The sequence below is a fragment of the Kribbella pittospori genome, from assembly GCF_004331465.1.
GTDB classification, from domain to species: Bacteria; Actinomycetota; Actinomycetes; order Propionibacteriales; family Kribbellaceae; genus Kribbella; species Kribbella pittospori.
The window spans coordinates 538,140-561,232 of sequence record NZ_SJKB01000003.1; the positions used below are offsets into that span (position 1 = coordinate 538,140).

The 23,093-nt window shown below is 68.7% G+C and carries 25 protein-coding genes; 10 read left to right on the forward strand and 15 right to left on the reverse strand.

Annotation, left to right across the window (positions count from 1 at the left end):
- Positions 1–5: 5 nt before the first annotated feature.
- The 4 genes from E0H73_RS12850 to E0H73_RS12865 are packed head-to-tail and all read right to left on the reverse strand — an operon-like array spanning position 6 to position 4,693.
- Positions 6–896: an XdhC family protein gene (locus tag E0H73_RS12850; RefSeq protein ID WP_131354246.1), complete on the reverse strand. Its 891-nt coding sequence runs from the start codon at positions 894–896 to the stop codon at positions 6–8.
- Positions 897–903: 7 nt separating this feature from the next.
- Positions 904–3,297, reverse strand: coding sequence for an aerobic carbon-monoxide dehydrogenase large subunit (locus E0H73_RS12855; RefSeq protein WP_131354248.1), 2,394 nt, complete (start codon positions 3,295–3,297; stop codon positions 904–906).
- Complete coding sequence (locus tag E0H73_RS12860; protein ID WP_337590317.1) at positions 3,294–3,806, reverse strand: (2Fe-2S)-binding protein; 513 nt, start codon at positions 3,804–3,806, stop codon at positions 3,294–3,296. The genes E0H73_RS12855 and E0H73_RS12860 overlap by 4 nt, the downstream gene beginning before the upstream one ends.
- Positions 3,803–4,693, reverse strand: coding sequence for an FAD binding domain-containing protein (locus E0H73_RS12865; RefSeq protein ID WP_131354250.1), 891 nt, complete (start codon positions 4,691–4,693; stop codon positions 3,803–3,805). Before E0H73_RS12865 ends, E0H73_RS12860 begins: the two co-directional genes overlap by 4 nt.
- Positions 4,694–4,868: 175 nt before the next feature.
- Here E0H73_RS12865 and E0H73_RS46560 point away from each other — a divergent pair, with 175 nt between their 5' ends.
- On the forward strand, positions 4,869–5,183 hold the full coding sequence (locus E0H73_RS46560) for an XdhC family protein (protein WP_202867349.1): 315 nt from the start codon (positions 4,869–4,871) through the stop codon (positions 5,181–5,183).
- Positions 5,180–5,968, forward strand: coding sequence for an XdhC family protein (locus tag E0H73_RS12870; protein WP_202867350.1), 789 nt, complete (start codon positions 5,180–5,182; stop codon positions 5,966–5,968). The genes E0H73_RS46560 and E0H73_RS12870 overlap by 4 nt, the downstream gene beginning before the upstream one ends.
- Before the next feature lie 2 nt (positions 5,969–5,970).
- On the opposite strand, the gene E0H73_RS12875 is transcribed toward E0H73_RS12870, so the two are convergent.
- A complete protein-coding gene (locus E0H73_RS12875) occupies positions 5,971–6,798 on the reverse strand; it encodes an alpha/beta fold hydrolase (protein WP_131354252.1) in 828 nt (275 codons plus the stop codon).
- Positions 6,799–6,923: 125 nt separating this feature from the next.
- Between E0H73_RS12875 and E0H73_RS12880 the strand changes: the two genes are divergently transcribed.
- A complete protein-coding gene (locus tag E0H73_RS12880) occupies positions 6,924–7,280 on the forward strand; it encodes a carboxymuconolactone decarboxylase (protein ID WP_131354254.1) in 357 nt (118 codons plus the stop codon).
- Here the strand turns inward: E0H73_RS12880 and E0H73_RS12885 are convergent.
- From E0H73_RS12885 to E0H73_RS12910, 6 genes are all read right to left on the reverse strand, one after another.
- Positions 7,277–8,569, reverse strand: a complete 1,293-nt coding sequence (locus tag E0H73_RS12885) for a threonine/serine exporter family protein (RefSeq protein ID WP_131354255.1) — start codon at positions 8,567–8,569, stop codon at positions 7,277–7,279. The two genes, E0H73_RS12880 and E0H73_RS12885, sit on opposite strands and share 4 nt — an antisense overlap.
- The gene (locus E0H73_RS12890; RefSeq protein ID WP_202867351.1) at positions 8,566–9,600 is read right to left on the reverse strand and encodes a type I asparaginase; all 1,035 of its coding nucleotides are present in this window, start codon (positions 9,598–9,600) and stop codon (positions 8,566–8,568) included. Before E0H73_RS12890 ends, E0H73_RS12885 begins: the two co-directional genes overlap by 4 nt.
- A 106-nt stretch (positions 9,601–9,706) precedes the next feature.
- Complete coding sequence (locus tag E0H73_RS12895) at positions 9,707–10,174, reverse strand: winged helix-turn-helix transcriptional regulator (RefSeq protein WP_131354257.1); 468 nt, start codon at positions 10,172–10,174, stop codon at positions 9,707–9,709.
- On the reverse strand, positions 10,174–11,415 hold the full coding sequence (locus E0H73_RS12900) for an MFS transporter (protein ID WP_131354259.1): 1,242 nt from the start codon (positions 11,413–11,415) through the stop codon (positions 10,174–10,176). The genes E0H73_RS12895 and E0H73_RS12900 overlap by 1 nt, the downstream gene beginning before the upstream one ends.
- 138 nt (positions 11,416–11,553) lie before the next feature.
- Positions 11,554–12,138 (reverse strand): GNAT family N-acetyltransferase, encoded by a 585-nt coding sequence (locus E0H73_RS12905; protein ID WP_131354261.1) that lies wholly within the window; start codon positions 12,136–12,138, stop codon positions 11,554–11,556.
- Between the two features lie 18 nt (positions 12,139–12,156).
- Positions 12,157–13,728: a mucoidy inhibitor MuiA family protein gene (locus E0H73_RS12910; RefSeq protein WP_131354263.1), complete on the reverse strand. Its 1,572-nt coding sequence runs from the start codon at positions 13,726–13,728 to the stop codon at positions 12,157–12,159.
- Positions 13,729–13,864: 136 nt separating this feature from the next.
- Here E0H73_RS12910 and E0H73_RS12915 point away from each other — a divergent pair, with 136 nt between their 5' ends.
- From E0H73_RS12915 to E0H73_RS12935, 5 genes are all read left to right on the forward strand, one after another.
- Positions 13,865–14,392, forward strand: a complete 528-nt coding sequence (locus E0H73_RS12915; RefSeq protein ID WP_131354265.1) for an ArsR/SmtB family transcription factor — start codon at positions 13,865–13,867, stop codon at positions 14,390–14,392.
- Entirely contained in the window at positions 14,389–15,642 is a 1,254-nt protein-coding gene (locus E0H73_RS12920) for an MFS transporter (protein WP_131354267.1), read from the forward strand. The genes E0H73_RS12915 and E0H73_RS12920 overlap by 4 nt, the downstream gene beginning before the upstream one ends.
- A gap of 29 nt (positions 15,643–15,671) precedes the next feature.
- On the forward strand, positions 15,672–15,971 hold the full coding sequence (locus E0H73_RS12925; protein ID WP_131354269.1) for a hypothetical protein: 300 nt from the start codon (positions 15,672–15,674) through the stop codon (positions 15,969–15,971).
- A 95-nt stretch (positions 15,972–16,066) separates the two neighbouring features.
- Complete coding sequence (locus E0H73_RS12930) at positions 16,067–17,035, forward strand: ring-cleaving dioxygenase (protein WP_131354271.1); 969 nt, start codon at positions 16,067–16,069, stop codon at positions 17,033–17,035.
- Positions 17,032–17,664 carry an alpha/beta hydrolase gene (locus E0H73_RS12935; RefSeq protein ID WP_131354273.1) on the forward strand — a complete coding sequence of 211 codons (633 nt, stop codon included), beginning with the start codon at positions 17,032–17,034 and terminating at the stop codon, positions 17,662–17,664. Before E0H73_RS12930 ends, E0H73_RS12935 begins: the two co-directional genes overlap by 4 nt.
- A gap of 11 nt (positions 17,665–17,675) precedes the next feature.
- Here the strand turns inward: E0H73_RS12935 and E0H73_RS12940 are convergent, their stop codons facing one another.
- Together E0H73_RS12940 and E0H73_RS45830 are read right to left on the reverse strand one after the other, a co-directional pair.
- Positions 17,676–17,897, reverse strand: coding sequence for a hypothetical protein (locus E0H73_RS12940; RefSeq protein WP_131354275.1), 222 nt, complete (start codon positions 17,895–17,897; stop codon positions 17,676–17,678).
- 124 nt (positions 17,898–18,021) lie between these two features.
- Complete coding sequence (locus E0H73_RS45830) at positions 18,022–19,014, reverse strand: calcium-binding protein (protein WP_165555624.1); 993 nt, start codon at positions 19,012–19,014, stop codon at positions 18,022–18,024.
- Between the two features lie 301 nt (positions 19,015–19,315).
- Between E0H73_RS45830 and E0H73_RS12955 the strand changes: the two genes are divergently transcribed.
- Together E0H73_RS12955 and E0H73_RS12960 are read left to right on the forward strand one after the other, a co-directional pair.
- The gene (locus E0H73_RS12955; RefSeq protein WP_131354281.1) at positions 19,316–20,146 is read left to right on the forward strand and encodes a serine/threonine-protein kinase; all 831 of its coding nucleotides are present in this window, start codon (positions 19,316–19,318) and stop codon (positions 20,144–20,146) included.
- 28 nt (positions 20,147–20,174) lie between these two features.
- Positions 20,175–21,056, forward strand: a complete 882-nt coding sequence (locus tag E0H73_RS12960) for a hypothetical protein (protein ID WP_131354283.1) — start codon at positions 20,175–20,177, stop codon at positions 21,054–21,056.
- Here E0H73_RS12960 and E0H73_RS12965 read toward each other — a convergent pair.
- Positions 21,041–21,442 (reverse strand): DUF302 domain-containing protein, encoded by a 402-nt coding sequence (locus E0H73_RS12965; RefSeq protein ID WP_131354285.1) that lies wholly within the window; start codon positions 21,440–21,442, stop codon positions 21,041–21,043. The two genes, E0H73_RS12960 and E0H73_RS12965, sit on opposite strands and share 16 nt — an antisense overlap.
- A gap of 17 nt (positions 21,443–21,459) precedes the next feature.
- Positions 21,460–23,064 (reverse strand): DHA2 family efflux MFS transporter permease subunit, encoded by a 1,605-nt coding sequence (locus tag E0H73_RS12970; protein ID WP_131354287.1) that lies wholly within the window; start codon positions 23,062–23,064, stop codon positions 21,460–21,462.
- Positions 23,065–23,093: the final 29 nt, after the last annotated feature.

Genomic DNA, 23,093 nt, shown 5'->3' on the forward strand with positions numbered 1-23,093 from the left:
GCCGGTCAACCCGCGACCTGCGCAGCGTAGGCGTCGCGGCACCCCTGGCTGCAGAACCAGTACGTTGTGCCGTCGACCTCGAGGTACGGCGTATCGGACTTGATCAGCACCGACATCCCACAGACCGGATCCACGACCTGTACGGCGATGTCCTCCGCCGGAGGCTGGGCCGGGCGGAGACCGTTCTGTCTCATCGAGCGCACAACATCGGCGAGCACGGCAAGTGCGATCTCCCCAGGCGTCTCCGCGCCGAGGTCCAGGCCGACCGGTGTCCGGACCCGGGCCGCCTCCTCGTCGGTCAGGCCGAGCTCGGCCAGCACCGCCCGACCACGCTTGCCGCTGGCAACCAATCCGACGAAGCCGACACCGGCGTCCAGCGCTGCCCGGAGCGGACCGGTCTCGTCCCGGCCCAGGCCCGCCACGACCACCGCGAGAGTGCCTGGCGACGGCCGCCGGATCCCGTCCAGTCGCTCGATGGCGAAGCCGGCCGCGGTTCCGACCGCGACGATCGCCTCGGCGATCGGGGTCGCGCCCGAGACGCCGAGCAGCGGCGGCGGGATCTGTGGCTGCAGGAAGATCTCCAGCGACCCACCACTCAGGCAGGGATTGGTCGCCACCACGGCACCGGGAACCTCCGGGAACGCATCCGCCGCCGTCGGCACGACACGCAGCAGCACAGCTCTTCCCTCGCTGAGGGCCGCGAGTGACGCCGACACGACCGAACCCTCGGCGCAGATGCCACCCACGAATCCCTCCAGCGATCCGTTCGCGAGCACGACCGCGTCGTCGCCCGGCCGCGCGGAGGTCGGGTGCTCCGCGCGGACGACGGTCGCGTGCACGAACGGCACCCGCGCGCCGGTGAGTTCGGCGATCCGTTCGGTGACGGTTGTGTTCATGCGCACCTCACACCGGCGGCCGGGGCCGGCCCTGCATGGCGTCCCAGACCCTGGACGGTGTCAGTGGCATGTCGGCGTGCCGGATGCCGAACGGCTTCAGTGCGTCCACGACGGCGTTGACGACGGCGGCCGGTGATCCGACCGTGGCGGACTCGCCGATACCCTTCGCGCCGATCGGGTGATGCGGTGAAGGGGTGACGGTGTAGCCGGTCTCCCAGTCGGGGACCTCCAGCGCGGTCGGGATCAGGTAGTCCATCAGCGATCCGCCGAGGCAGTTGCCGTCCTCGTCGAAGGCGATCATCTCCATCAGGGCCATCCCGACCCCATCGGTAAGTCCGCCGTGCACCTGGCCCTCGATGATCATCGGGTTGATCCGCGTCCCGCAGTCGTCCACCGCGACGAAGCGCCGTACCTTGACCACCGCGGTGCCGGGATCGACGTCGACGACGCAGATGTAGGCGCCGTACGGATAGGTGAGGTTCTCCGGGTTGTAGCAGATCTGGGCTTCCAGACCGCCCTCGATGCCTTCTGGAAGGTCGCCGGCGCCGTGCGCCCGCATCGCGATGTCCTGGATGGTGACCGCGGTGCCCGGGTCGCCCTTGACGTGGAACGAGCCCTTGGTCCACTCCAGGTCCGCGACCGAGACCTCGAGCATTCCGGAGGCGATGATGCGCGCCTTGTCGCGGACCTTGCGGGCGACCAGCGCGGCGGCCGCGCCGGACACTGGAGTCGAGCGACTGCCATACGTGCCGAGGCCGAACGGCGTGTTGTCGGTGTCGCCGTGCACCACCTCGATGTCGTCCGGTGGGATGCCGATCTCCTCGGCGACGATCTGCGCGAATGTCGTCTCGTGCCCCTGGCCCTGCGTCTTCACCGACAGCCGGACCACAGCCTTGCCGGTCGGATGGACCCGCAGTTCACAACCGTCGGCCATGCCGAGGCCGAGGATGTCCATGTCCTTACGGGGACCGGCACCGACCGCCTCGGTGAAGAACGAGACGCCGATGCCCATGAGTTCGCCCCGGGCCCGGCGTTCGGCCTGCTCGCGGCGGAGTTCGTCGTACCCGGCGAGCTCCATCGACAGGCGCATCGTCTTCTCGTACTCGCCCGAGTCGTACATCCAGCCGGTCTTGCTCTGGTACGGGAACTGGTCGGGCCGGATGAAGTTCCGCAGCCGCAGCTCGGCCGGATCCATCTTGAGTTCGTACGCGAGACAGTCGACCAACCGCTCGACCAGGTAGACCGCTTCGGTGATCCGGAACGAGCAGGCGTACGCGACACCACCCGGTGCCTTGTTGGTGTAGACGGCGGTCATCTTGCAGTACGCCGCTTCGAGGTCGTAGCTGCCGGTGAACACGCCGAAGAAGCCGGCCGGGTACTTCACCGGAGCCGCCGTACCGTTGAACGCGCCGTGGTCGGCCAGCACGTTGGTCCGGATCGCCAGGATCTTGCCCTCCCGGGTCGCCGCGATCTCGCCGCGCATGATGTAGTCCCGGGCGAAGCCGGTGCTGGTCAGGTTCTCGGACCGGTCCTCCATCCACTTGACCGGCTTGCCGAGGACGAGCGACGCGACGATCGCGCACACGTAGCCGGGATAGATCGGGACCTTGTTGCCGAAGCCGCCGCCGAGGTCGGGGGCGATCACCCGGATCTTGTGCTCAGGCAGGCCGGACACGAGCGCGTAGACGGTCCGGTGTGCGTGCGGTGCCTGACTCGTGGTCCAGAGCGTGAGCTTGCCGTCGACGCGGTCGTAGTCCGCGACGCACCCGCACGTCTCCATCGGGGCCGGGTGGACGCGCGGGTAGACGATGTCCTCCTTCACCACGACATCGGCCCGCGACATCACGTCCTCGGTCGCGGCGGCGTCGCCGGTCTCCCAGTCGAAGCAATGGTTGTCCGTCTTGCCTTCCAGGTCGTCGCGGATGACCGCTGCATCCGTCGCCAGCGCGGTCCGCGCGTCCACGACCGGGGGCAGCGGGTCGTAGTCGACGTCGATCAGTTCGAGCGCGTCCCGGGCGGCGTACCGGTCCTCGGCGACGACGACCGCGACCTCCTGGCCCTGGAACCGGACCTTGTCGGTGGCCAGCACAGCCTGTACGTCGTTCGACAGCGTCGGCATCCAGGCCAGGCCCTGAGCGGCGAGGTCAGCGCCGGTGATGACCGCCTTCACCTTCGGATGGGCCTGGGCGGCGGTGACGTCGATGCTGGCGATCCGCGCGTGCGCCATCGGTGAGCGCAGTACCGCGAGGTGCAGCATGCCGGGCAGTTGGATGTCGTCGACGTACTTGCCGAGGCCGCGGATGAAGCGCGGGTCCTCCTTGCGCAGCATCCGGCCGTGGCCGAGCGGCTTCTGGTCGTTGTTCTCGAACGTCTCGGTCGGACGGGTCGGTGTGGCAGTCATGCTGGGCTCCCCGCAGTCTCTGGCTCGGACGCGGGTTGCGCGCCGTCGGGGTGAGTGGCGGCCCACCGGATCGACCGGACGATGGTCGAGTAACCGGTGCAGCGGCAGATCTGGCCCGAGATCGCTTCCCGGATCTCCTGCTCGGACGGGTCCGGGTTGCGGTCGAGCAGCGCGCGGGCGGTCATCATCATCCCCGGCGTACAGAAGCCGCACTGCAGTCCGTGGCACTGCATGAAGCCCTGCTGGATCGGGTCCAGGCCGTCCTCGGTCTCGAGGCCTTCAACCGTGCGTACGTCGTGGCCGCCGGCCATCGCGGCCAGGACGGTGCACGACTTGACCGGCTCGTCGTCCATCCAGACCACGCAGGTCCCGCAGTTGCTGGTGTCGCAGCCCCAGTGGGTCCCGGTCAGCCGTAGGTGATCGCGGAGGAAGTGCACGAGCAGCGTGCGGCCCTCGATCTCGGCCGAGACCTCTTCGCCGTTGACGGTCATCGTCACCTGCATGGTCATGCCCTCCCTTGTCCGGAGCGTTCGTCGTACCGCTGGACCGCCGTCCGGAAGGCTCGGGCGGTCAGCTCGGCGGCGAGGTGCCGCTTGTACTCGGCGCTGCCGCGCATGTCGGTCACGGGTTCGCTCGCCGCCGCGGCCAGTGCGCCCGCTTGCCGGAACAGCTCTTCGGACGGCGGGTTGCCGCGCAGGGCCTCGGAGATCGCCGGGATACCGGTCGTATTCGGTCCGACCGCGGCGAGCCCGGCTCGGGCGTCGGCGATCACGCCGTCGCGGATCCAGACCGCGGCGCCCGCGGACACGACCGCCCAGTCACCGGCTCGCCGTTCGACCTTGTAGTACGCGCTGGAGCCGCCCGGCCGGATCGGGAACCGCACCTCGGTGAGGATCTCGTCATCACCGACAGCCGTCTCGTAGGGACCGCGGTAGAACTCGTCCATGGTGACCACCCGCGTTCCGGACGGTCCCCGGATCACACAGCTCGCATCGAGCGTCGTACACACCGCGGACAGGTCCTCGGACGGATCGGCCTGGCAGAGCGATCCGCCGATCGTGCCGCGATTGCGGACGACGGGATCGGCGATCACGCGTTCGGCGTCGGCGAAGATCGGGAACAGCGCCGCAAGCTCGGCCGACTCCAGCAGCTCGCGGTGCCGGGTCATCGCGCCGACCCGCACTTCGTCGGGCGTCACCGTGATCCGGCCGAGCTCGTCGTGCAGTTCGTTGATGTCGATCAGGTACTCGAAGTTGGCCAGCCGGAGCTTCATCATCGGCAGCAGGCTGTGCCCGCCGGCGATCAGGCGGGCCGAGCTGCCGAGCCGGTCGAGCAGCTCGACGGCGTTGTCGACACTGGTGGCGCGTTCGTACTCGAATGGTGCTGGAACCTGCATGCCGGGCTCCTTCGTCGACGCGGATACCTCGATGTCACCGCGCCGGCACCCCACTGTCAACGGCCACCTAAGACATCCCTTAAGTGCGCAGGCGGGAACCGCACTGACCAATCGATCGAGGGCTCCGACGGGGTCGATCTGGGCTAGTTTCGACGTACCGGAAGGGAGGCGGTGAATGCGCGATCTGCTCGACGACATCGACCGGTGGCGAGCCGACGGCCGGGCCGTCGTACTCGCCCGCGTCGTGGACCTGGAGGGCTCCGGGCCGCGCGGTCCGGGCGCCGCGATGGCCGTCAACGATGGGCTGGAGGTGACCGGTTCGGTGTCCGGCGGCTGCATCGAGGGTGCTTTGGTCACCGCCGCCGAGGAGGTGTTCAAGACCGGTGAGCGGTCGGTCCACACCTTCGGGTACTCCGACGGCGAGGCATTCGCGGTCGGTCTGACCTGTGGCGGCACGATCCACGTCTTCGTCGAGCCGCTCGACTGGTGACGGTCGTGTACGCCGAACTCGCCGAGGCGCTGCGGACCAGGCAGCCCGTCGTCCTCGTCACCGTGGTCGACGGCCCGGGGACCGGTGCCAAGCTGCTGATCACGGCGGCCGGGGAGCGGACCGGAAGCCTCGGCGATGCTGCGCTGGACGAACGGGTCGGCCGAGATGCACTGGCTGCGTTGGCCGCGGGGCAGACCGCCATCCGGCACTATGGCCGGCACGGCGAGCCGGAGCGGCCCGACCTCACTGTCTTCATCGAGTCGTTCACGGCGCCGCGACGGATGATCATCTTCGGTGCGGTCGATTTCGCCGCCGCGCTGACCCAGGCAGCCAAGCTGCTCAAGTACGTCGTGACCGTCTGCGACGCACGTCCGATCTTCGCCACCCGGGCGCGATTCCCGCAGGCCGACGAGGTGATCGTCGACTGGCCGCAGCGGTTGCTCAGCCGGATCGGTCCGAGCCTGACTCCGCGCGATGCGGTGTGTGTCCTCACGCATGATCCGAAGTTCGACGTACCAGCGATCGTCGCGGCGCTGGGCACCGAGGTCGGCTATCTGGGTGTGATGGGTAGCCGCAACACCCACCGCGATCGGCTGGAACGCCTTCGTTCCGAAGGCGTCCCGTCGGCGGCTCTGGCCCGTCTGCACGCCCCGATCGGCCTCGATATCGGCGCCCTGACTCCGGAGGAGACCGCCGTCTCCATCTGCGCGGAGATCATCGCCGAGCGCGCCGGCCTGGAAGTCGTCCGCCCACTAGGGCAGGTGAAGACACCGATCCACCACTGATCTCAGACTGCGTCGGGGTGGACGTGGACCAGGCGCACACCGGTAGGCAGTCGTGCGCTGCCGGCGAGCAACCCGCCGTCCAGCCAGGCCTCGATCACCTGCGCCAGTTCCTCGGGGTGGTTGAAGTTCACCGCGTGCGCCGCCCGATCGACGAGCACGACCGACAGGTGCTGGGCAGCGAGCCGGCCGACCTCGCGGACGCGGGACGGAGGCGGCATCAGCGGGTCCCGGCCACCGAGGACCGCCAACGTCGGTACGGGCGTGTGCAGCAACCGCTCCAGGGACGGGTAGAGGGTCAGCTCGTGGAACAGGCGCAGGCCGTTGACCGGGCCGAACCTCAGATAGTCCGGCAGCGCGATCGGGGCCATCCTTGGGCTCTCGCGCACCACGTCCAGCGCCAGCTGCCGGATCGCGCGCGGCAGCGGCCGGTTCTGAATGCCGCCGGCGGGCGAGACCAGCACCAGTCGGTGGACGCGCTCGGGTGCCTCGTGCGCCACCTCGAGCCCGATCGGACAGCCCATCGAGTTCCCGACCAGCACAGCCCGGTCGATGTCCAGCGCGTCGAGGACCGCCAGCAGAGCGCCGGCGAGCGCGGGAACGTTCAGGACGTAGTCGCGCTTCTCACTGCGGCCGTAGCCCGGCAGGTCCGGCACCACATTGGTCCATCGGCCGGCCAGAAGGCGCGCCGTGGGCATCAGGTACGACCCGGAGATCGCGAAGCCGTGGATGTGTACGACGGGCACGCCACTCCCGCCGATGCTGCGCCGGTAGTACACCGACCTGCCCTCGACCTGCACGTGCTCGGCGACCCACCCGTGGTCGGTGCCCATGCCGAATCTTCTCCCACCGGGCCCGACCAACGGTTCATGCACACCGGATGAGGTTCGGCGGGTGCGGCAGGGACAGGCTGTGAACGGCGACCGCAGTCGCTGGACACCAATCCCAAGGAGAAGCCATGTCGACACCCTCAGCATCAGACACGCCCGTGCTCGACCTTCTGGCGAACATGACCGCGGACTCCGTGCAGGCCTCCAGCCTTGACCCGCAGACGCTCATGGTTGCCCGGCTCGCGGCGCTGGTGGCCAGCGATGCGCCTCCCGCGTCGTACGCGCTGAACCTGGCCGTCGGAAGCGATGTTGGCCTGGACGCCGACGGTGTTCGTGGTGTCCTGACTGCGATCGCCCCCATCGTCGGCACCTCACGGGTGGTGGCGGCGACCGGACGCATCGTGGAAGTGATCGACGTCGCCATCGAGGTGGCCACGGCAGAGCTGGCCGCCGAGGCAGCGGCCGAGGCCAGCGGCACCGCCTAGTCGGATCTGCGGAACGGGCCGACCATGCGGGGGCCGGAGAGCCGGGTCTCCAGGCGGCGCGCCTCGCGTTTGAGCGGTTGCGCGGCGTACTGGCCGAGGATCACGCCGGCCGCCAAGGCGAGGGCGGTGGCCAGTGCGGACGCCAGTTGGAGTACGCCGTCCTTGCCCTCGGCAAGGAGCGCGAGCCCTCGGTAGATGTCCAGTCCCGGAAGCAGGGGCACGATCGCGGGAACCACCACGGCCAGCGGCGGGACACGGAATCGGCCGGCGACCAGGTAGCAGATCGCGCCGATCGTGACAGCGGCTGCCGTGGCGGCCCAGGTCCCGCCGAGGGCGCCGTCGACGGCGACCTGGACGGCTTGTCCGACTGCGCCCACGAAGGCCACGGCCGCCAGGCACCGACGTGGCGCGTACGACGCGAACGCGTACGCCGCCGCTGCAAGAGCGGCCCCGAACACCGTGATTCCCGCCTCCGCCAGACCTGCGTCGCCCGGAGTGAAGGTGGTCGGTCCGACTCCGATCAGTCCGCCAAGGGTGAGGCCGGCACCGACCCCGGCGATGATGCCCGCGGTGTTCAGGACGACATCGAGCAGCCGGGCGCTGCCCGTCAGCGGGAACCCGGTGAGGGCATCCTGGGTGGCGCCCATCAGGCCGACACCGGCCAGGAGCATGACGATGCCCGCGGTGACGACCCGCGACGGGTTCACGTCCAGCGGCGTTGCCGCCGCGGCGACCGCGATGAGTGTGACGACGAAGCCCCCGGCCGCCTGCTGGTAGAACATCGGGATGCGCCGGTGCGACATCAGGTGCTGGGTCCGGTCGATGGCGCAGGCGGCCAGGAACGCCAGCGTGCAGACGACCAGCCGGCCGCCGAGGGTGAGCGCGACACCGGTCCCCATCAGGCCCCACCCCAGAGTCACGGCCCAGCGTCGTCTGCGGTGCCCGGTCGACACGATCCGCGCGAGCTCGTCCCGAGCCTCGATGCGGGTGAGATGACCGGCGATCAGTTCGTTCACCAGGTGGTCGACCTCGGTCAGGTCCGTGTAGTCGACCTCGCGCCGGGTCACCCTCCGTACCTGGATCGCGGCGGGCTCATCGCTGGACGGCTGGTGGCGCAGTGTCAGGTCGACGAAGGTCACGTCCGCGGTCACGTTGTGCACCCCGCAGGCACGCGTCACCTCGAGCATCGCGGCGGTGACATCGGCCGCACCGGCACCGGAGGAGAGCAGCACCTCTCCGATCCGCAGCGCCAGATCGAGGGTTTGGTAGACCTCGCCTCGTTCGCTCATGTCAGGCTGCGCTCAACCACGCTGTGGACAGTCAGTTCGCCGGCGACGTCGCGTTGCATGATCTCTGCGACGGTGGCGGTGTCGAGTCCTTGGCCGAGTAGGACCGCGAGCTTGGTGAGGGCGGCTTCGCAGGTCATGTCGAACCCGGGTACGGCGCCTGCGTGCATGAGCGCCGATCCGGTCACATAGGCGCCCGGCTGCACGGACCCGCGGACGCACTGCGTGACGACGACCACGACCATGCCCTGCGAGGTGGCAGCCTCGATCGCGGCGAGGAACTCCTTGTCGTGCGAGGGTCCGTTGCCCGCGCCGTACGCCTCCAGCACGAGGCCTTGCAGCGGTGGCCGGCACAGGTTGGTGAGGATCGACGCCGAGAATCCGGGGAAGAGCCGCACCGCCGCGACATTCCCGAGCCGGCCGGCGGTCAGCCCTGGCTCGCCGTCCAGGGGACGTCCGAGGGAGTGATTGACGACGATGTCGATGCCGATCTCGGCCAGCGGCGGGAACCTCGGCGAGTCGAAGGCGTCGAGTCCCGACGCGTCGACCTTCGTGGCGCGGTTGCCCCGGAGCAGCACCTCTCCGAAGAGCAGCGTCACCTCCCCGACGTCGGGCCGGCCGGCGACCTGGAGCGCGCCGATCAGATTCTGCCGTCCGTCGCTCCGGGTGCGGGTGATGGGAATCTGCGAGCCGGTCACGATCACCGGCTTGCCGAAGTTGGGCAACAGGAACGAGAGCGCCGAGGAGGTGTAGGCCATCGTGTCGGTGCCGTGCAGTACGACGAAGCCGTGGTGATCCGCGCGACGCTCGTACAGGATCCTCGCGATCGTGCACCAACTCTCGGGCGTGGCGTTGGCCGAGTCGATCAACTCGTCGAGCTCAGTGAACGCGATCGGCGGCAGCTCACCGCGCGAGTTCTCCACGATCCAATCCAGGAACGGCCCCAGCGCACCGGCCACCGGAGCCTGGCCATCGCCGGTGTCGACCATCCCGATCGTCCCGCCCGTATGCAACACCAGCACGCTGTCGCTCACAGCCCGCCCCCTCCCACGCCCGGCTACGTCCGGCGCGCATCTCGTTGTAGCACGCCGTCACCGCCCAGAGGAGTCGACGCATGACGACGTTCGTGGCACCGGGTCGTCAGCGCCAGTTGGTTCGGTCGGCGGGGCCTTTGGGGACTGGGTCGAAGGTTACGTTTTCGGGGGGTACGGGGGTGCCGTCGGGGGTGGTGAAGGTGACGTTGACCAGGTCGTTGGAGCCCTTGTCTCGGCGTAGGACGGTGGGGCCGGCTTTGCGGGGGACGTGGGTGTCGCCCCATTGCTGGAGGGCAGCGAGGACCAGTTTGAGGTCCTCGCCGGCCGGGGTCAGGTGGTAGGACGAACGGGTTCGCTCGCCGTCGGCGCGGTACTCGTGCTTCTCCAGCAGGCCGGAGTCGACCATCGCGGCTAAGCGGTTCGCCAGGATGTTTGGCGCGATGCCGAGGTAGTCGCGGAAGTCGGCGAACCGGGTGGTGCCGAGATGCGCCTCGCGCAGGATGAGGAAGGTCCAGCGATCGCTGACCAGTTCGAGTGTCCGTGCGATCGAGCAGTTCGGCTGGGTGTCTGTCATCAGGCCTCCTTCGCTGGTCCGCGGCTGCGCGCGGCGAGCAGGCCGGCGGCCAGGATCACCAGCAGCGCCAGCGTACCGATCACGGTGATGCCGAGCAGGAGCGCCGTACTCAACCCCGAGGCGGTCGCCACAAGCCCGAGCGTCAGCGCGATCGCACCCTGCAGGAGGTAGGCCACCAGATAGACGGCCGCGACAGTGCCGCCGCGGTGGTGGGTGGGCGCGTGGGTGGCGATCAGCCCGAGTCCACCGGAGAAGAGCAGCGCGTACGCCGTACCTCCGACGACCGTCGTGGCGACGAAGAACGGCAGGGAGTGCTGGGTCGAAGCCAGTTCGAGCAGTCCGAGATCGACGAGCGTGAGAACGGCGCCGACCGGCACCAGCCGGCTCGCTGGGAACCGACGGCCGGCGATCGCCGTCACGCCCGTCGCGGCGGAGAAGATCGCCAGCAGCAGACCGATGACGAAGATGTTGCCGGTGCCAACCAGATCACGGATGATCTCGGCACCGAGCGCCAGGAACACCGAGCCGAACGCGTAGGCGGAAGTGACTGCGAGGGCCGCCGCGAGGTACAGCACTCGGATGCCTTTGGCAACGGTGATCCGGCGCGGCCGCCAGCGCGCCTGGCTCTCGTCCTTGATGTGCCGAGGCATCCGCCAGATCGCGGCGAACACCACCGCGATCACTCCCAGCAGCACCCAGAAGTCCAGGTGCAGCGGTGCCGGCGCGTACTCGATCAGCCCGCCGCCGACGATCGTCGCCAGAGCCAATCCGACCGCAGTCGCTGCCGTCGTGATGGACGACGCCCGGCTCGCCTTCCCGCGCGCGCTCAACTCGACCGCTGCGGCGGTCGCCGGGGTCAGCGCCAGACCGACACCGGCCCCCATCAACGCGCGACCGGCGTACACCCAGCCGACCGACGGGGCGACTGCGAAGAGGAGTACGCCGGCCAGCAGCGCGCCGACGCCGTACAGCATCGTCTCCCGGCGGCCGATGTAGTCAGACAGCTGTCCGAAGATCAGCAGGAAGGCGACCAGCACGACCGGATACACCGCGAAGATCGCCGTGGTCGCGGTCGGAGTGAGGTGCCAGGTCGAGGCGTAGAGCGGGTACGTCGTGGTCGGCGCGGCGCTCGTCCACAGACTGATGGCCGCGACCGCGGCGGCGACCCAGAAACTGGCCCGCCGGCTGAGGGTACGGCGGGCTGGTGCGGAGGTGGTCGCGGGGAGATCAAGAGCCGTCATGCCGAGGTCCTTCGCAAGGTAGCTGAGTTGCGCATTGAAACCCAGAACACCTGAGTTGCTCACGACAATCCAGCCCGGCGCATGACCTCGGTCACATCGGCTGCAACCCGTCCGGTCGCGTGGTGTGGCCGGACGGGCTCAGGCTGGGTTCACCGTGCGGGTGACGACCCAGCGATGAGGGGAGATCGGTCGCGTGCGCGTGAATCCGTGGTTCTCGAACGCGGCCATCGGCCCGGTATGCAGGAACGACCCCGATACCTTCCGGTCGTCGGTCTCCTCGGGGTAGCCCTCGACGGTGCCGCCGCCGAGGCGGGCGATCTCGGCCAGCGCCCCGCCGAGCGCCGCGTCGGCGACCCCGCGCCCGCGTAGACCCTTGCCGGTGAAGAAGCAGGTGATACGCCACTCCGGCAGGCTGGTCAGCCCCTTCTCGTACAGCCGTCGGCTCTTGACCTCCGGCAGCTCCTCGGGCGAGCCGAACTGGCACCAGCCGAGGCATTCGTCGTCGGCGAACACCAGCGCCGCGTGGGTGCGACCTTCGCGAACGCGCTGCTCCTTCTCGTCCCGGTTCTGCGCCGCGGTCCGATCCTTGCCCAACTTGACGTGGAACCCCATACACCAGCACCCGCCCCACACGCCGTTGTTCGCCTCAACCAACCGCGCAAACGCCGGCCAGGTATCCACATCCAAAGGCCGAACCGACAGCGCAACGTCCGACTTGCTCACGAATCCTCCTTCCCCTGACTATTCGCGCCAGCCGGTGAGGTCCACTGATTTGCCGGTGTCGACCCGGAAGGCGAGGTTGATCTTGGATTCCTGACCGGCGGCCAGGTTGAGCTTCCAGGTGATGACGCCGAGGTCTGTGGTCTCGGCCGGCTCCGGTTCGGTGGTGGTTGGCTTGACGGTGATCTCGTGGTCGCGTGCTACCGGCAACTGGTCCAGCACCGTGATCCGGGCTGCGCGTGGAGTGTGGTTCTCGATCCGGGTTTCGTACTCGACCTCGCGCCGGCGCGCCGATCCGAGCGTCACCTTGGTCGCAGTACGGCGTACCAGCTTCCGCTCGACGCGGATCCGGTCGTCGAGGCCGAGTGCGAGCTCGACGTCCTCGCCGGGCGCCCACATCGGCAACGCGGCCGAGCCGACGAAGTCCGCCTCGTGGAAGACGGCGGCCTTCCCGGCGGGCAACGTGTGCGTGGACGAGTTCACGACTGTGGCTCGCAGATGTACGTCGGCCGACCGGACCGGCGCCGTGACGTAGTCCAGCTCGGCCTCGAGACCGATCGAGGCGATCGTGGCGCGGTGCGAAGCGCCGTCCGCGGGTACGGCGACCGGCCGAGGCGGGGTGTACGTCGCGGCAGTGACGCCCTGCTCGACGGTCGCGGCGAGATCGGCGAGGACGGGCGCGGCCGACTGGAGCTGCTCGGTGAATGCGGCCGACTGCTGCTCGACGAGCGCGGCCGGCCTAGCTCCGCGACTCAACGGGGCGGCGGCCGGGACCGGCGGGTGGAAGCGGTCGAGGTACCACGGATCGAGCTCAGGCACCTTCACGGCCGTCGTCGGCCGGGCCGTCGACAGCGCGAGGTCGCACTCCGGCCAGTCCTCACCGGTGTGCTGGGTGATCAGGCCGTACCAGCTCAGCGTGAGCTGATCGCCCGTGAGGCGTACGTCGTACGAGCTCGTCCAGCCGGCGCCGGGCACGACGTACGAGAGCTCGATCTCCACCTCTGCCTCGGCGTCCAGAGCCAACGCGATGGCTGCGGAACGGCGGTCGGGAGTGCGTTGCTGTGCGACCTCGGCGAGCCGACGATCGGCGGCGGCGAGGCGTTCCTCAGCTTCGCGCCGTTGCATGGCGAGCTCCCTGCGCGTCGTCCGTACGGCGGTCAGCCGGGCGGCGAGCGACTCGGCGAACCCGCTCAGCTCGGCGCCCGTCTCACCGGAGGCCAGCGTCTTCGCGAAGCTGCCGCCGGCTCGCCGGGCCAGCTGTGCCAGGAACGTGTCGAGCTGGGCCTGGACGTCGTCGGCGTCGTTCAGTTCCGAAACCTCCGCCTGAGCCTCGCGGCGTTGCCGCTCCAGCTCGGCCACAGTCTCGTCCGGCGCCTGCGGATGGTGACGCATCGCCAGATCCACGCCGAGCACAGTGGCCGGTCCGCGGCCGGAGACCCGGACCGAGTCCTCCTGCAACGCGAGCGGCAGCGGCTCGACGTACACCGTCTGATCGCCCGCGGGCACAGTGATCGTGCCGCGCCGAGTGACCCGCGCCCGGTCACGATAGACAGTGACGGCAGCGATCGGAGCATCCACCACAAGTTCAACCATGCCCCGACCCTAACCGCCTGCTACGACATTCAAGCCTGACCAAGAGCCAAGGTCCCGGTACAGACTGCCCAATAAGTGTTTGACGGTCGGGCTGGTGTTGCGGCATCGTTCTCCCCAAGAGTTGTTGGGGAGTGAGATGACCGAGGACGATGTCAAGGAGTTGCGGGCCGTGGCTCATCCGGTCCGGCTGCGGATGCTGTCGCTGCTGACCGGTACGGCGATGAGTGCTGCCGAGGTTGCCCGGGAGCTCGACCTGACGCATGCGAACGCGTCGTACCATCTGCGGATCCTGCTGGAGTCGGGCACGATCGTGGAGGCGGGGGAGGAGCGGATCCGCGGTGGGGTCGCGAAGCGGTACCGCTACCCGCACGAGGCCCCGGGCGAGCGTCGGTCCGGGATCACCACGGAGAGCCGGATCGCCGAGGTGCGTGCGCTGGCTCGCGAGTTGGAGCGGCGGATGACCCAGCGCAAGCCGAGTGCGCCGAACCATTTCAGCGACCTCGACGGATGGGTGCCGCCCGAGGTCTGGGAGCGGGTGCGCGAACTGCTGATGGAGGCGTCCGGCTTGATGCACGACCACAACCAGCCGCCGCGGACGCCGGGCACGGTGCATGTCAGCGCCACGTCCTGGACGTTCCAGATGACCAAGAAGGCGCGGTCATGAAGGACGGGTCCGCGCTCGCCCCGCTACGCGAGCCCAACTTCCGGTACTACTGGCTGTCCCGGCTCATCGACGGCGCCGGTACGACGATGGCCGGCGTCGCCCTCGCATTCGCGGTGCTCGAGGTCAGCGATTCGGCGACCGCTCTCGGCGCGGTCCTGGCGGCCTACAGCATCCCGATGGTCGTATTCCTGCTGGCCGGCGGCGTACTGGCCGACCGGGTCGGCCGGACCTTGGTGATTCAGCTGAGCAATCTCCTGTCCGGCCTGAGCCAGCTGGCGACGGCCGCGCTGGTGATCACCGGTACTGCCGAGGTCTGGCAACTGGCGGCGCTGGCCGTGGTCAACGGCACAGCCACGGCTGCGGGGATGCCGGCACTGGCAGGCGTGCTGCCTCAACTGGTTCCACGCGACCAACTCAAGGCGGCGAACCTCGTACTCGCGGTGCCCGACAACGCACTGATGGTGCTCGGTCCGGCCGTGAGTGGTGTGCTTGTGGCCGTCGTCGGACCGGGGTGGGCGCTGGCCGTGGACGGTACGACGTACCTGCTCGCCATGCTTGTCCTTACGCGGGTTCGCATCCCGCGTCCGATGGACGGGCAGCCACGCGGAGGCGCCATCGCCGACCTGCGCGAGGGCTGGACCTACTTCCGCAGCACCACCTGGCTCTGGGTGGTCGTCGCCTCGTTCTCCTTGCTCAACGCGATCAGCAGCGGCGGGTTGAGCACCCTCGGTCCGGTGCTCGCCGCCCAGACCGACATCGGCGAGGCCGGCTGGGGACTGATCCGGTCGGCCCAGGCGGTCGGCTTCCTGGTGTGCTCGCTGATCCTGATCCGCATCTCCTTCCGCAGGCCGCTGCTGTGGGGGATGGCCGCGGTGGCTCTGAACGGAATCCCGATGCTGGTCCTCGGCCTGCAGCCGGTGCTGGTGGCAGCCATGATCGGCGCCTTCCTGGCCGGCCTCGGCAGCCAGGTCTTCGGTCTGGGCTGGGACCTCGCCATGCAGGAACACGTGCCGGTCGAGATGCTCTCGCGCGCCTACTCCTACGACATGCTCGGCTCGTTCGTCGCGATCCCGGTCGGCCAGTTGCTGTTCGGCCCGATCGGGCTGGCCTTCGGCGTCCAGCGGGTCATGGTCATCGCCGGAGTGGCGTACGTCGTGGTCGCCCTGGTGACGCTGGCGTCACGGTCGGTGCGCGACCTGCCCCGAGCGACGACGACAGTGAGTGCAACGTCACTTCCACAAGATAGTTAGTGCACTAATCATTCGCGTACACTTGAGGCATGTCGACCAGGCGTACCAGGACTCGCAGAGCTCCGATGAACATCGAGACGGTCCAGCGATGGGTCGCCTCGGCCATCCTCTTCCACGTGGGCAGCGTCCCCGCCGTCACACTCGCCGTGTACAGCATCGGCGTCGCGGACAGCGACTACGGCAAGGGCGTCGGCTTGTGGATCATGTCCGGCGTCATCGGCCTGCTGACCGCTGCCGGCATCCTGGCGATCTTTCGGCGCTCGTTGCTGTCGCTCTGGCTGATCGTCGGCCTCCTCCCGACCGTTGTCACCGGCTTCTACGTGCTGTGAACCGTCGGCCGGTAGTGGCGAGCGGCATCCAGTCGTAGGGTCGAAGAAGGGGCGGCCGACGTCGTCCCGGGTCTGCGGACTGGGAGGGCACGGCAATGGTTGACTCGGTCGCACCGCACGGACTGCATCACGTCACCGCGATCGCAGAGGATCCACAGCGGAACGTCGACTTCTACACGACGGTGCTGGGCCTCCGCCTGGTCAAGCGGACCGTGAACTTCGACGCCCCGGACACCTACCACCTGTACTACGGCGACTCCTCGGGCCGGCCGTCGACGCTCCTGACGTTCTTCCCGTGGCCGGGAGCGCCGTTCGGCAGGCAGGGCACCGGCCTCACCACGGCGACCGCGTTCAGCGTCCCGCCGGAGTCACTCGGCTGGTGGCAGCAGCGGCTGCAGAGCCTCGGCGTCGACGCCGACGCGCCGGTCGCCCGCTCCGACGAAGAGGTACTGCGACTGCGCGATCCCGACGGGCTCGTGATCGAGTTGGTCGCCTCCGAGGGTGACACCCGGTCCGGCTGGGACGGCGTCGCCGCCATCCCGTTCGACAACGCCGTTCGCGGTCTGTTTTCGGTCACCATGACGGAGCAGTTGCTCGACCCGACCGCGGAGATGCTCGCGGGCATGCTGGGGATGCAGCACGGTCAGGACTCCGCCGATGGCTCCCGGTTCGTGATGTCCGGGGGAGCCGAGGGTACGGCGGTCGACGTTCAGCCGAGTACGTCGTCACGCGGTGTGCAAGCGGCCGGAACGGTCCACCACATCGCCTTCCGGGCGCCGGACGGCGAGACCCAGGCGAAGTGGCGCCTCGAGCTGCTCGAGGCGGGCGTACAGGTCACCGAGATCCTCGACCGGCAGTACTTCACCTCGATCTACTTCCGCGAACCGGGCGGGGTCCTGCTCGAGATCGCGACCGACCAGCCGGGCTTCACCGTCGACGAACCGCTGCTGGAGCTCGGCCAGCACCTGAAGCTCCCGCCCTGGCTCGAACCGAACCGCGAGCAGATCCAGGCCTCGCTGCCGTCGCTGCGCGTCCCGCCGGCTCCGGACGAAGTCGACCGATGAGCGAGGACCCGCTCGAGCGGCCGCACGTCTGGCAACCGGGTACGTCCGCGCCGCCGCTGCTGTTGCTGCACGGCACCGGCGGGGACGAGTACGACCTGCTCGTACTGCGGCAGTACCTGGCGCCCGACGCACCTGTGCTGTCGCCGCGGGGAACGGTGTCTGAGCAAGGGATGACTCGATTCTTCCGCAGACTCCGCGAGGGTGTCTTCGACGAGGACGATCTGCGACTGCGCGCCGACGAGCTGGCCGCTTTCCTCACGGCTGCCGAGCAGAAGTACGACGTACGTGCCGGGTCCTGGGTCGCGGTCGGGTTCTCCAATGGGGCCAACATGGCATCCGCGATGCTCCTGCGTCACCCCGGGTCCCTCGCCGGCGCAGTACTGCTGGCCGCCATGGTCCCGTTCGCCGCCGATGGGCCCGCGGACGACGCCCTCGTCAGCAAACGAGTCCTCATCGTCAATGGGGACATCGACCCGATGGCCACCGCCGAACAAACCACCCGACTGACCGCCCAGCTCCGCCGCCGAGGCGCCGACGTGGAGTTGCTGCCCTTCCGCGGCGGCCACACCATCGATCCGGAGCAATTGCCGCGCATCAAACAGTTCGTCGACACCTTCAACTCGCCGTGAGAAGGGCGAGATCACGCAGCGAGCTGTCCGCTGACGCGTGATGGCGGTTGGGTGCGTTGGACGGAGGCGTTGAGGGCGGCCAGTTGGGCGCAGGCGGCGGCGAGGGCGTCTTGGAGGGTGGGCCATTGGTCGACGCACCAGAACGGGTCGTCGGGCTGACGGTCGTGGTCGTCGTCGATGTCGGCGCACCAACCGCCGGTGAAGGCTTGGTGGATGTGGATTCTGAGGTTCATGGTGGTGACTCCCTGCGGGCTTCATCGGGATTCCGCCATCGTTCGTAGCGATGCGGGAGCCGGATGGTCGCGTCGTACCGGGGCGGCCGGCGTCCGCCGTATGACGGACGCCGGGGTGGTGCGATCAAAGGATGCTGAGTGAGATGGTGCCCGGCGCGAGGCGTCGGGTGTTCACGTCGTCGCGGCCGGCCAGCGTGTCGATCCTCAACTGGTCCGTCGGTTCCGCGTCCTTCAGCCGTACGTCGGCCTTCAGCCCGGACACCCGCACGTCCCCACTGGAGCCGGACACCCGGATGTGGTCCCTTCCGGCAGTGCCCGTGACGGTGACTGCGTCGACCGCTGAGTCACCGCCGCTCGCGTTGAGCTGCGCACCCAGGTCGACATCGACATTCTTGACATCGGTCCCGCGCAGGTCGCCGACGGCGACCGTGTCGGCGCCACCGAGCGCGTTCAGCGAGACCCGCTCGACGTTGTCGGTGTCCATCACGATGTTGCCCACGTCCCGGGTGAACCGCAGTCGCGGACCGTTGGCGGCGGCAACGAACTTCTCCGCCGCGGCCGAACCGTTGAACACTATCGTGTCCTGGTCGCGACCGCCCTGGATCACGTCGCTGCCGTCTCCCGGATCCCAGGTGAACGAATCGCGGCCACTGCCGAGCAGCGCCGTGTCGGTGCCACGGTTGCCGTCGACGCTGTCGTTGCCGGCGCCCATCCGGAACAGTTCGTTGCCGCTGCCCCCGAACGCGGAGTCGTTGCCGTCGCCGGTGTCGATGATCGTGAACGGCTGTACCTCGGCGCCGTAGTCGATCCGTACGACGTCGTTGCCGCCCCGGCTGCTGACGAGGATCTGGGTGAAGTCGGCGCGATTGACCGTGCGCTTCGTCGTACCAGGACCGAAGTCGACTTCGAGAACCGCCGTGTTGGTGGCCGGCACCGTCAGCGTGATGGTGTCCGCGTGGTTCGTGCCGGTGACGATCAGCTGGCCGGTGTCGATGACGACGCCACTCGACGGAGTCGCGGATGCCGTGCCTGCCAGAGTCACGGCGATGCCGGTGCTGATGGCCGCGGCGGCTGCCGCGCTCAGACCTCGCCGGAGACGCCTTGTCGCACTACTCATGATCTTGTCCCTCCCAATGGGTACGGCGGTCTCGAGTCGACACGCCGTGCTGTCTATGGAGGGCTACACGCGCGCCGTCCCCGGCCGGTTCAAACATTTCTGCCGTATTCCTGGCACCACGGCAGTTGGTTGCCTGGAGCATCTAAAACCAGTCAGGGTGTGGTGAGTGTCAACCCGGGGTTCGATTCGGGGTCATCCACAATGTGCTGCGCACGTTCGACGAGGAGGATCAAGAAGCGTCGAACCGAATGGGCTCGGGGTCCGTATAGGGAGCACGGAAGGCCGGCAGAGGGAGGCGATCATGACCACAGTCGAGGTGCAGTCAGCACCGACGGTCGTCGGCCCGGATCGCCTGGTGACTGGTCGATACCGCTTGAAGATGTTGCTCGGCCGCGGCGGCATGGGGCGGGTCTGGCTCGCCGATGACGAGTTGCTGGGGCGGCCCGTCGCGATCAAGCAGGTGGTGCTTCCCGGCCATGCGTCCGAGCAGGTTCGTGCCAGTGCGCTGGCCGAGGCGCGCGCGGTGGCACGAGTGGATCACCGCAATGTGGTCAAGGTGTACGACGTTGTCGAGGACGCCGGCGATCACTGGATCGTGCTGGAACCGCTGTCAGGGCGGACCATGGCGGACGCACTGGCGTCGGACGGTCCGCTCCCGATTGCCGACGTACGGCGGATCGCGCTGCACCTGGCCGACGCACTAGGGGCCGTTCACCAGGCCGGTCTGGTGCACTCCGACGTCAAACCCGCGAACGTCCAACTGTGTGACGACGGACGAATTGTCCTGATGGACTTCGGCATCGCAACGGTAGTCGACGACGAGCAGACGCTGTCGAGCGAGGCCATGGCCGGCAGTCCGGCGTACATGTCACCGGAGCGAGCCCGCGGTGACGCGGTCGGCCCGGCATCCGACCTGTTCTCGCTGGGCGCGACATTGTTCGCGGCCGTCGAGGGGAAGTCACCGTTCGGCGCCGGCGACCCGTTCAGCACTCTGGTTGCTGTGGTCGAGGCCCGGCCCGCCGCGTTCGTGAACGCCGGCACGCTGCGCCCGATCATCGAAGGCCTACTGGCCAAGGACCCCACCGATCGCTTGACCGTCGCGCAAACCATCACCGCTCTGCACGCCAACTGAGGTCCTGCGCTCGTGCGATCCTGAGCCGATGACAGATGGCATGACGGCCGGTGCGTGGGCCGATCAGCAGGTGGCCGCGGTTCGCGACGATCCGTCCGGCCGTCTTGCCCTGATGCAGCGGTGCTACTACGGCCCGTTCGGCAAGGCGCCTCGTCATCTTCCGTATCGTCGTGCGGCGATGTCCGCGATGCAGTGGGAGCTGCAGCGCGGCGTCCTGCAGCCGTTGTTCGGTGACCGTCCTGGCAGTCCGTGGTGGCGGGCGGTGAACGAGCGCGTACTGCGGGACGGTTGTGAAGCCGTGGCTTTGAGCGGAGATCTGTCCGGGGCCGCCTCGTCGCGGACGGTCGACTACTGGCTGTCGTTCGCGCAGTACCCGACCGCTCGGGCTTGGTGGCGTGCGCACAACGGGAGCATCGTGGCCGGTTACCTCGAGCATCGCGAGTTGGCCGAGGCCGAGACTGCGGCCGAGCGCTTCTTCATGAACGTCGTCCTGTGCCGGGTGCTGTACTCGCACACGCTCGTCGCGGCTCCTCGGATCGCGCTGGGCTGGCTGCGTCCGCTCGCTCCGTTGCTGGGCGATCCGAGGCTCGGCATGGCCGGGATCTTCCTTCAGCTGTCGCGCGTCCTGCCGGACGAGTACCCGCTCCGCGAGAGTGTGCAGTCCTACCTGAAGGACGAGCTCGGGCTCGGCCGGTTGCTGGATTTCGGCGTGATCCTGCCGCGGCTGCGGCAGATCTACGAGTGGTCGGCGTACGAACTCGCGGCCCCGGCGCTGCTGGACTGCATCGAAGCCGGAGCCCTGACCTACGCCTGGTCACTAGACGACCGGAGTGTCTGGGAGGCCCCGGAGTCGTTCATTCTCCGTTTGGCCCACCGCCTGCTGCCCGCCGACCGTCAGCTCAGGGGATGAGGTTCCGCGAGAGCATCGGTGAGTGTGTGGATGGCCGCCAGAGCGGCCGTGGTTTCCATTGGCAGGCCGTGGCGTTCGCTGATGGCCTCGGGGGAGTAGTAGGCGAGCCGCGTCATACCGTCGTCGTCCCAGATGAGCAGCTTCAGCGGCAGGTCGAGGGCGCTCAGGGGTGCGGCCTGCATGACCGGGGTGCCGGCGGCCGGATTGCCGAAGATGACCAGGACCGTGTCGCGCAGGGTGAGACCAGCCGTGCGGGCGGCGGCGGCCTGGTCAATGACGGCGAAGATCGTGACTCCCTTGGCGCTGAGGAGGTCGCGGAATCTCGCGGTCACCTCGGCGACCGTGCCGGCCGCCGCCTTCGTGATCACCCGATCGTGATCGTCCATCACTGCGCTCTCCGGGGTCAGTCGACCACCGCGGGTGGCACATCGGTTGTGGCGAGGTCCGATTCCGAGCGTTTGCGGGGGAGCATCAGGGCCGGGATCAGGGTGAGGACGACCAGCACCCAGGCGACCCAGTAGGTATGGGCGAAGGCCGCGGCGGCGTCGACCAGTCCGCGAACGATGGCGGCGGGGTCGATGTGGAGCGGGATCAGGCTCTCCGGGCGGGTGTTGGCCAGGATGGCCGCCTGGGTCTCCTTCAGTCCTCCGCCCAGGCCGGGAATGTTCTGCGTCCCGGGGATGATCGGCGAGTCGTTGAGCTGGTTGGTGAGGATGACCGACATCGTCGCGACCCCGCAGGACGAGGCGATCTGCTGGGTGATGTTGAGCAGGGTCGAACCGCGCGCGACCTGGGGACCGCGCAGCGTCCGCAGCGCCGTGGTGAACAGCGGCATCATCGTGCCGCCCATCCCGAAGCCCATCACGACCAGATAGGCGATGATCTGGGGGTACGGCGTCGTTGCCGTGAGCTGGGTCAGTCCGAACATGCCGATGACGATCAACCCGAGGCCGACGGGCACGATCCGGCCGACCGGGATCTTGTCCACCAGCCGACCGGCGATCGGCATGGTCACCATGGCGCCGAGCCCCTGTGGAGCCACCAGGAGACCCGCAGCAAGGGTGGACTCGCCGCGAATCTGCTGGAAGTACGTCGGCACCAGGAGCAGCCCACCGAAGAACGCCGCGGCGAACAGGAACATCGTGATGATCGAGACGGTGAGGTTGCGGTCGCGGAACAGCCGCAGGTCGAGCAGCGGGTGCTCCGGCTTGAACGAATGCCAGACGAAGGCCGCCATCAACAGCACACCGATCAGGATCGAGACCCACACCCGGGGCGCGGTGACGTCACCGCCCTCGGCGGGCAGTGAGGAGATGCCGAACAGGAACAGGGCGAGTCCGGGAGACATCAGCGCCACACCGACGAAGTCGAGCGACTCGGACGGCTCAGCGTGGTCCTTGGCCAGGGCGAACCAGGCGTAGACCAGCGCGATCGCGCCGAGCGGGACGTTGATGAGGAAGATCCAGTGCCAGCTCGCGACCTGGATCAGCCAGCCACCCAGGATCGGGCCCAGGATCGGCCCGAGCAGCATGGGTACGCCGAGGATGGCCATCAGCCGGCCCATCCGGTGCGGTCCCGCGGCCTGGGTCATGATCGTCATGCCGAGCGGCATCAGCATGCCGCCACCCAGCCCCTGCAGGACCCGGAAGGCGATCAGCATGTCGATGCTCGTCGCGGTGGCGCACAGGGCGGACCCGGCGGTGAAGAGGAAGATCGCGGCCATGTAGAGCCGCTTGGTGCCGAACCGGTTGGCCGCCCATCCGGTCAGCGGAATCACGGTCGCGAGGGCGAGCGTGTACGCCGTGACCGTCCACGCCACGTGGGAGTAGGTCACCGGATTCTCGGGCGTACCGAACTCGTCCTGGAAGGTCGGCAACGCGACGTTGACCACCGTGATGTCGAGGATCGACATGATGGCGCCCAGCACCACGACTCCGGCGATCTTCAGAACAGCGGCATCAATGTTGTCCGGGTAGTCGGACTGGGTCGCTGGCTGGCTCAACGTCATCCCCCCTGAGCACAAGGTCTCCTTGCCGC

Excerpts from the sequence above, each read along its gene's own strand:
- E0H73_RS12850 (WP_131354246.1), bottom strand. The coding sequence starts at position 896 with ATGAACACAACCGTCACCGAACGGATCGCCGAACTCACCGGCGCGCGG.
- E0H73_RS12855 (WP_131354248.1), bottom strand. The coding sequence starts at position 3,297 with ATGACTGCCACACCGACCCGTCCGACCGAGACGTTCGAGAACAACGAC.
- E0H73_RS12860 (WP_337590317.1), bottom strand. The coding sequence starts at position 3,806 with ATGACCATGCAGGTGACGATGACCGTCAACGGCGAAGAGGTCTCGGCC.
- E0H73_RS12865 (WP_131354250.1), bottom strand. The coding sequence starts at position 4,693 with ATGCAGGTTCCAGCACCATTCGAGTACGAACGCGCCACCAGTGTCGAC.
- E0H73_RS46560 (WP_202867349.1), top strand. The coding sequence starts at position 4,869 with ATGCGCGATCTGCTCGACGACATCGACCGGTGGCGAGCCGACGGCCGG.
- E0H73_RS12875 (WP_131354252.1), bottom strand. The coding sequence starts at position 6,798 with ATGGGCACCGACCACGGGTGGGTCGCCGAGCACGTGCAGGTCGAGGGC.
- E0H73_RS12880 (WP_131354254.1), top strand. The coding sequence starts at position 6,924 with ATGTCGACACCCTCAGCATCAGACACGCCCGTGCTCGACCTTCTGGCG.
- E0H73_RS12885 (WP_131354255.1), bottom strand. The coding sequence starts at position 8,569 with ATGAGCGAACGAGGCGAGGTCTACCAAACCCTCGATCTGGCGCTGCGG.
- E0H73_RS12895 (WP_131354257.1), bottom strand. The coding sequence starts at position 10,174 with ATGACAGACACCCAGCCGAACTGCTCGATCGCACGGACACTCGAACTG.
- E0H73_RS12900 (WP_131354259.1), bottom strand. The coding sequence starts at position 11,415 with ATGACGGCTCTTGATCTCCCCGCGACCACCTCCGCACCAGCCCGCCGT.
- E0H73_RS12910 (WP_131354263.1), bottom strand. The coding sequence starts at position 13,728 with ATGGTTGAACTTGTGGTGGATGCTCCGATCGCTGCCGTCACTGTCTAT.
- E0H73_RS12915 (WP_131354265.1), top strand. The coding sequence starts at position 13,865 with ATGACCGAGGACGATGTCAAGGAGTTGCGGGCCGTGGCTCATCCGGTC.
- E0H73_RS12920 (WP_131354267.1), top strand. The coding sequence starts at position 14,389 with ATGAAGGACGGGTCCGCGCTCGCCCCGCTACGCGAGCCCAACTTCCGG.
- E0H73_RS12925 (WP_131354269.1), top strand. The coding sequence starts at position 15,672 with ATGTCGACCAGGCGTACCAGGACTCGCAGAGCTCCGATGAACATCGAG.
- E0H73_RS12930 (WP_131354271.1), top strand. The coding sequence starts at position 16,067 with ATGGTTGACTCGGTCGCACCGCACGGACTGCATCACGTCACCGCGATC.
- E0H73_RS12935 (WP_131354273.1), top strand. The coding sequence starts at position 17,032 with ATGAGCGAGGACCCGCTCGAGCGGCCGCACGTCTGGCAACCGGGTACG.
- E0H73_RS12940 (WP_131354275.1), bottom strand. The coding sequence starts at position 17,897 with ATGAACCTCAGAATCCACATCCACCAAGCCTTCACCGGCGGTTGGTGC.
- E0H73_RS45830 (WP_165555624.1), bottom strand. The coding sequence starts at position 19,014 with ATGAGTAGTGCGACAAGGCGTCTCCGGCGAGGTCTGAGCGCGGCAGCC.
- E0H73_RS12955 (WP_131354281.1), top strand. The coding sequence starts at position 19,316 with ATGACCACAGTCGAGGTGCAGTCAGCACCGACGGTCGTCGGCCCGGAT.
- E0H73_RS12960 (WP_131354283.1), top strand. The coding sequence starts at position 20,175 with ATGACAGATGGCATGACGGCCGGTGCGTGGGCCGATCAGCAGGTGGCC.
- E0H73_RS12965 (WP_131354285.1), bottom strand. The coding sequence starts at position 21,442 with ATGGACGATCACGATCGGGTGATCACGAAGGCGGCGGCCGGCACGGTC.
- E0H73_RS12970 (WP_131354287.1), bottom strand. The coding sequence starts at position 23,064 with ATGACGTTGAGCCAGCCAGCGACCCAGTCCGACTACCCGGACAACATT.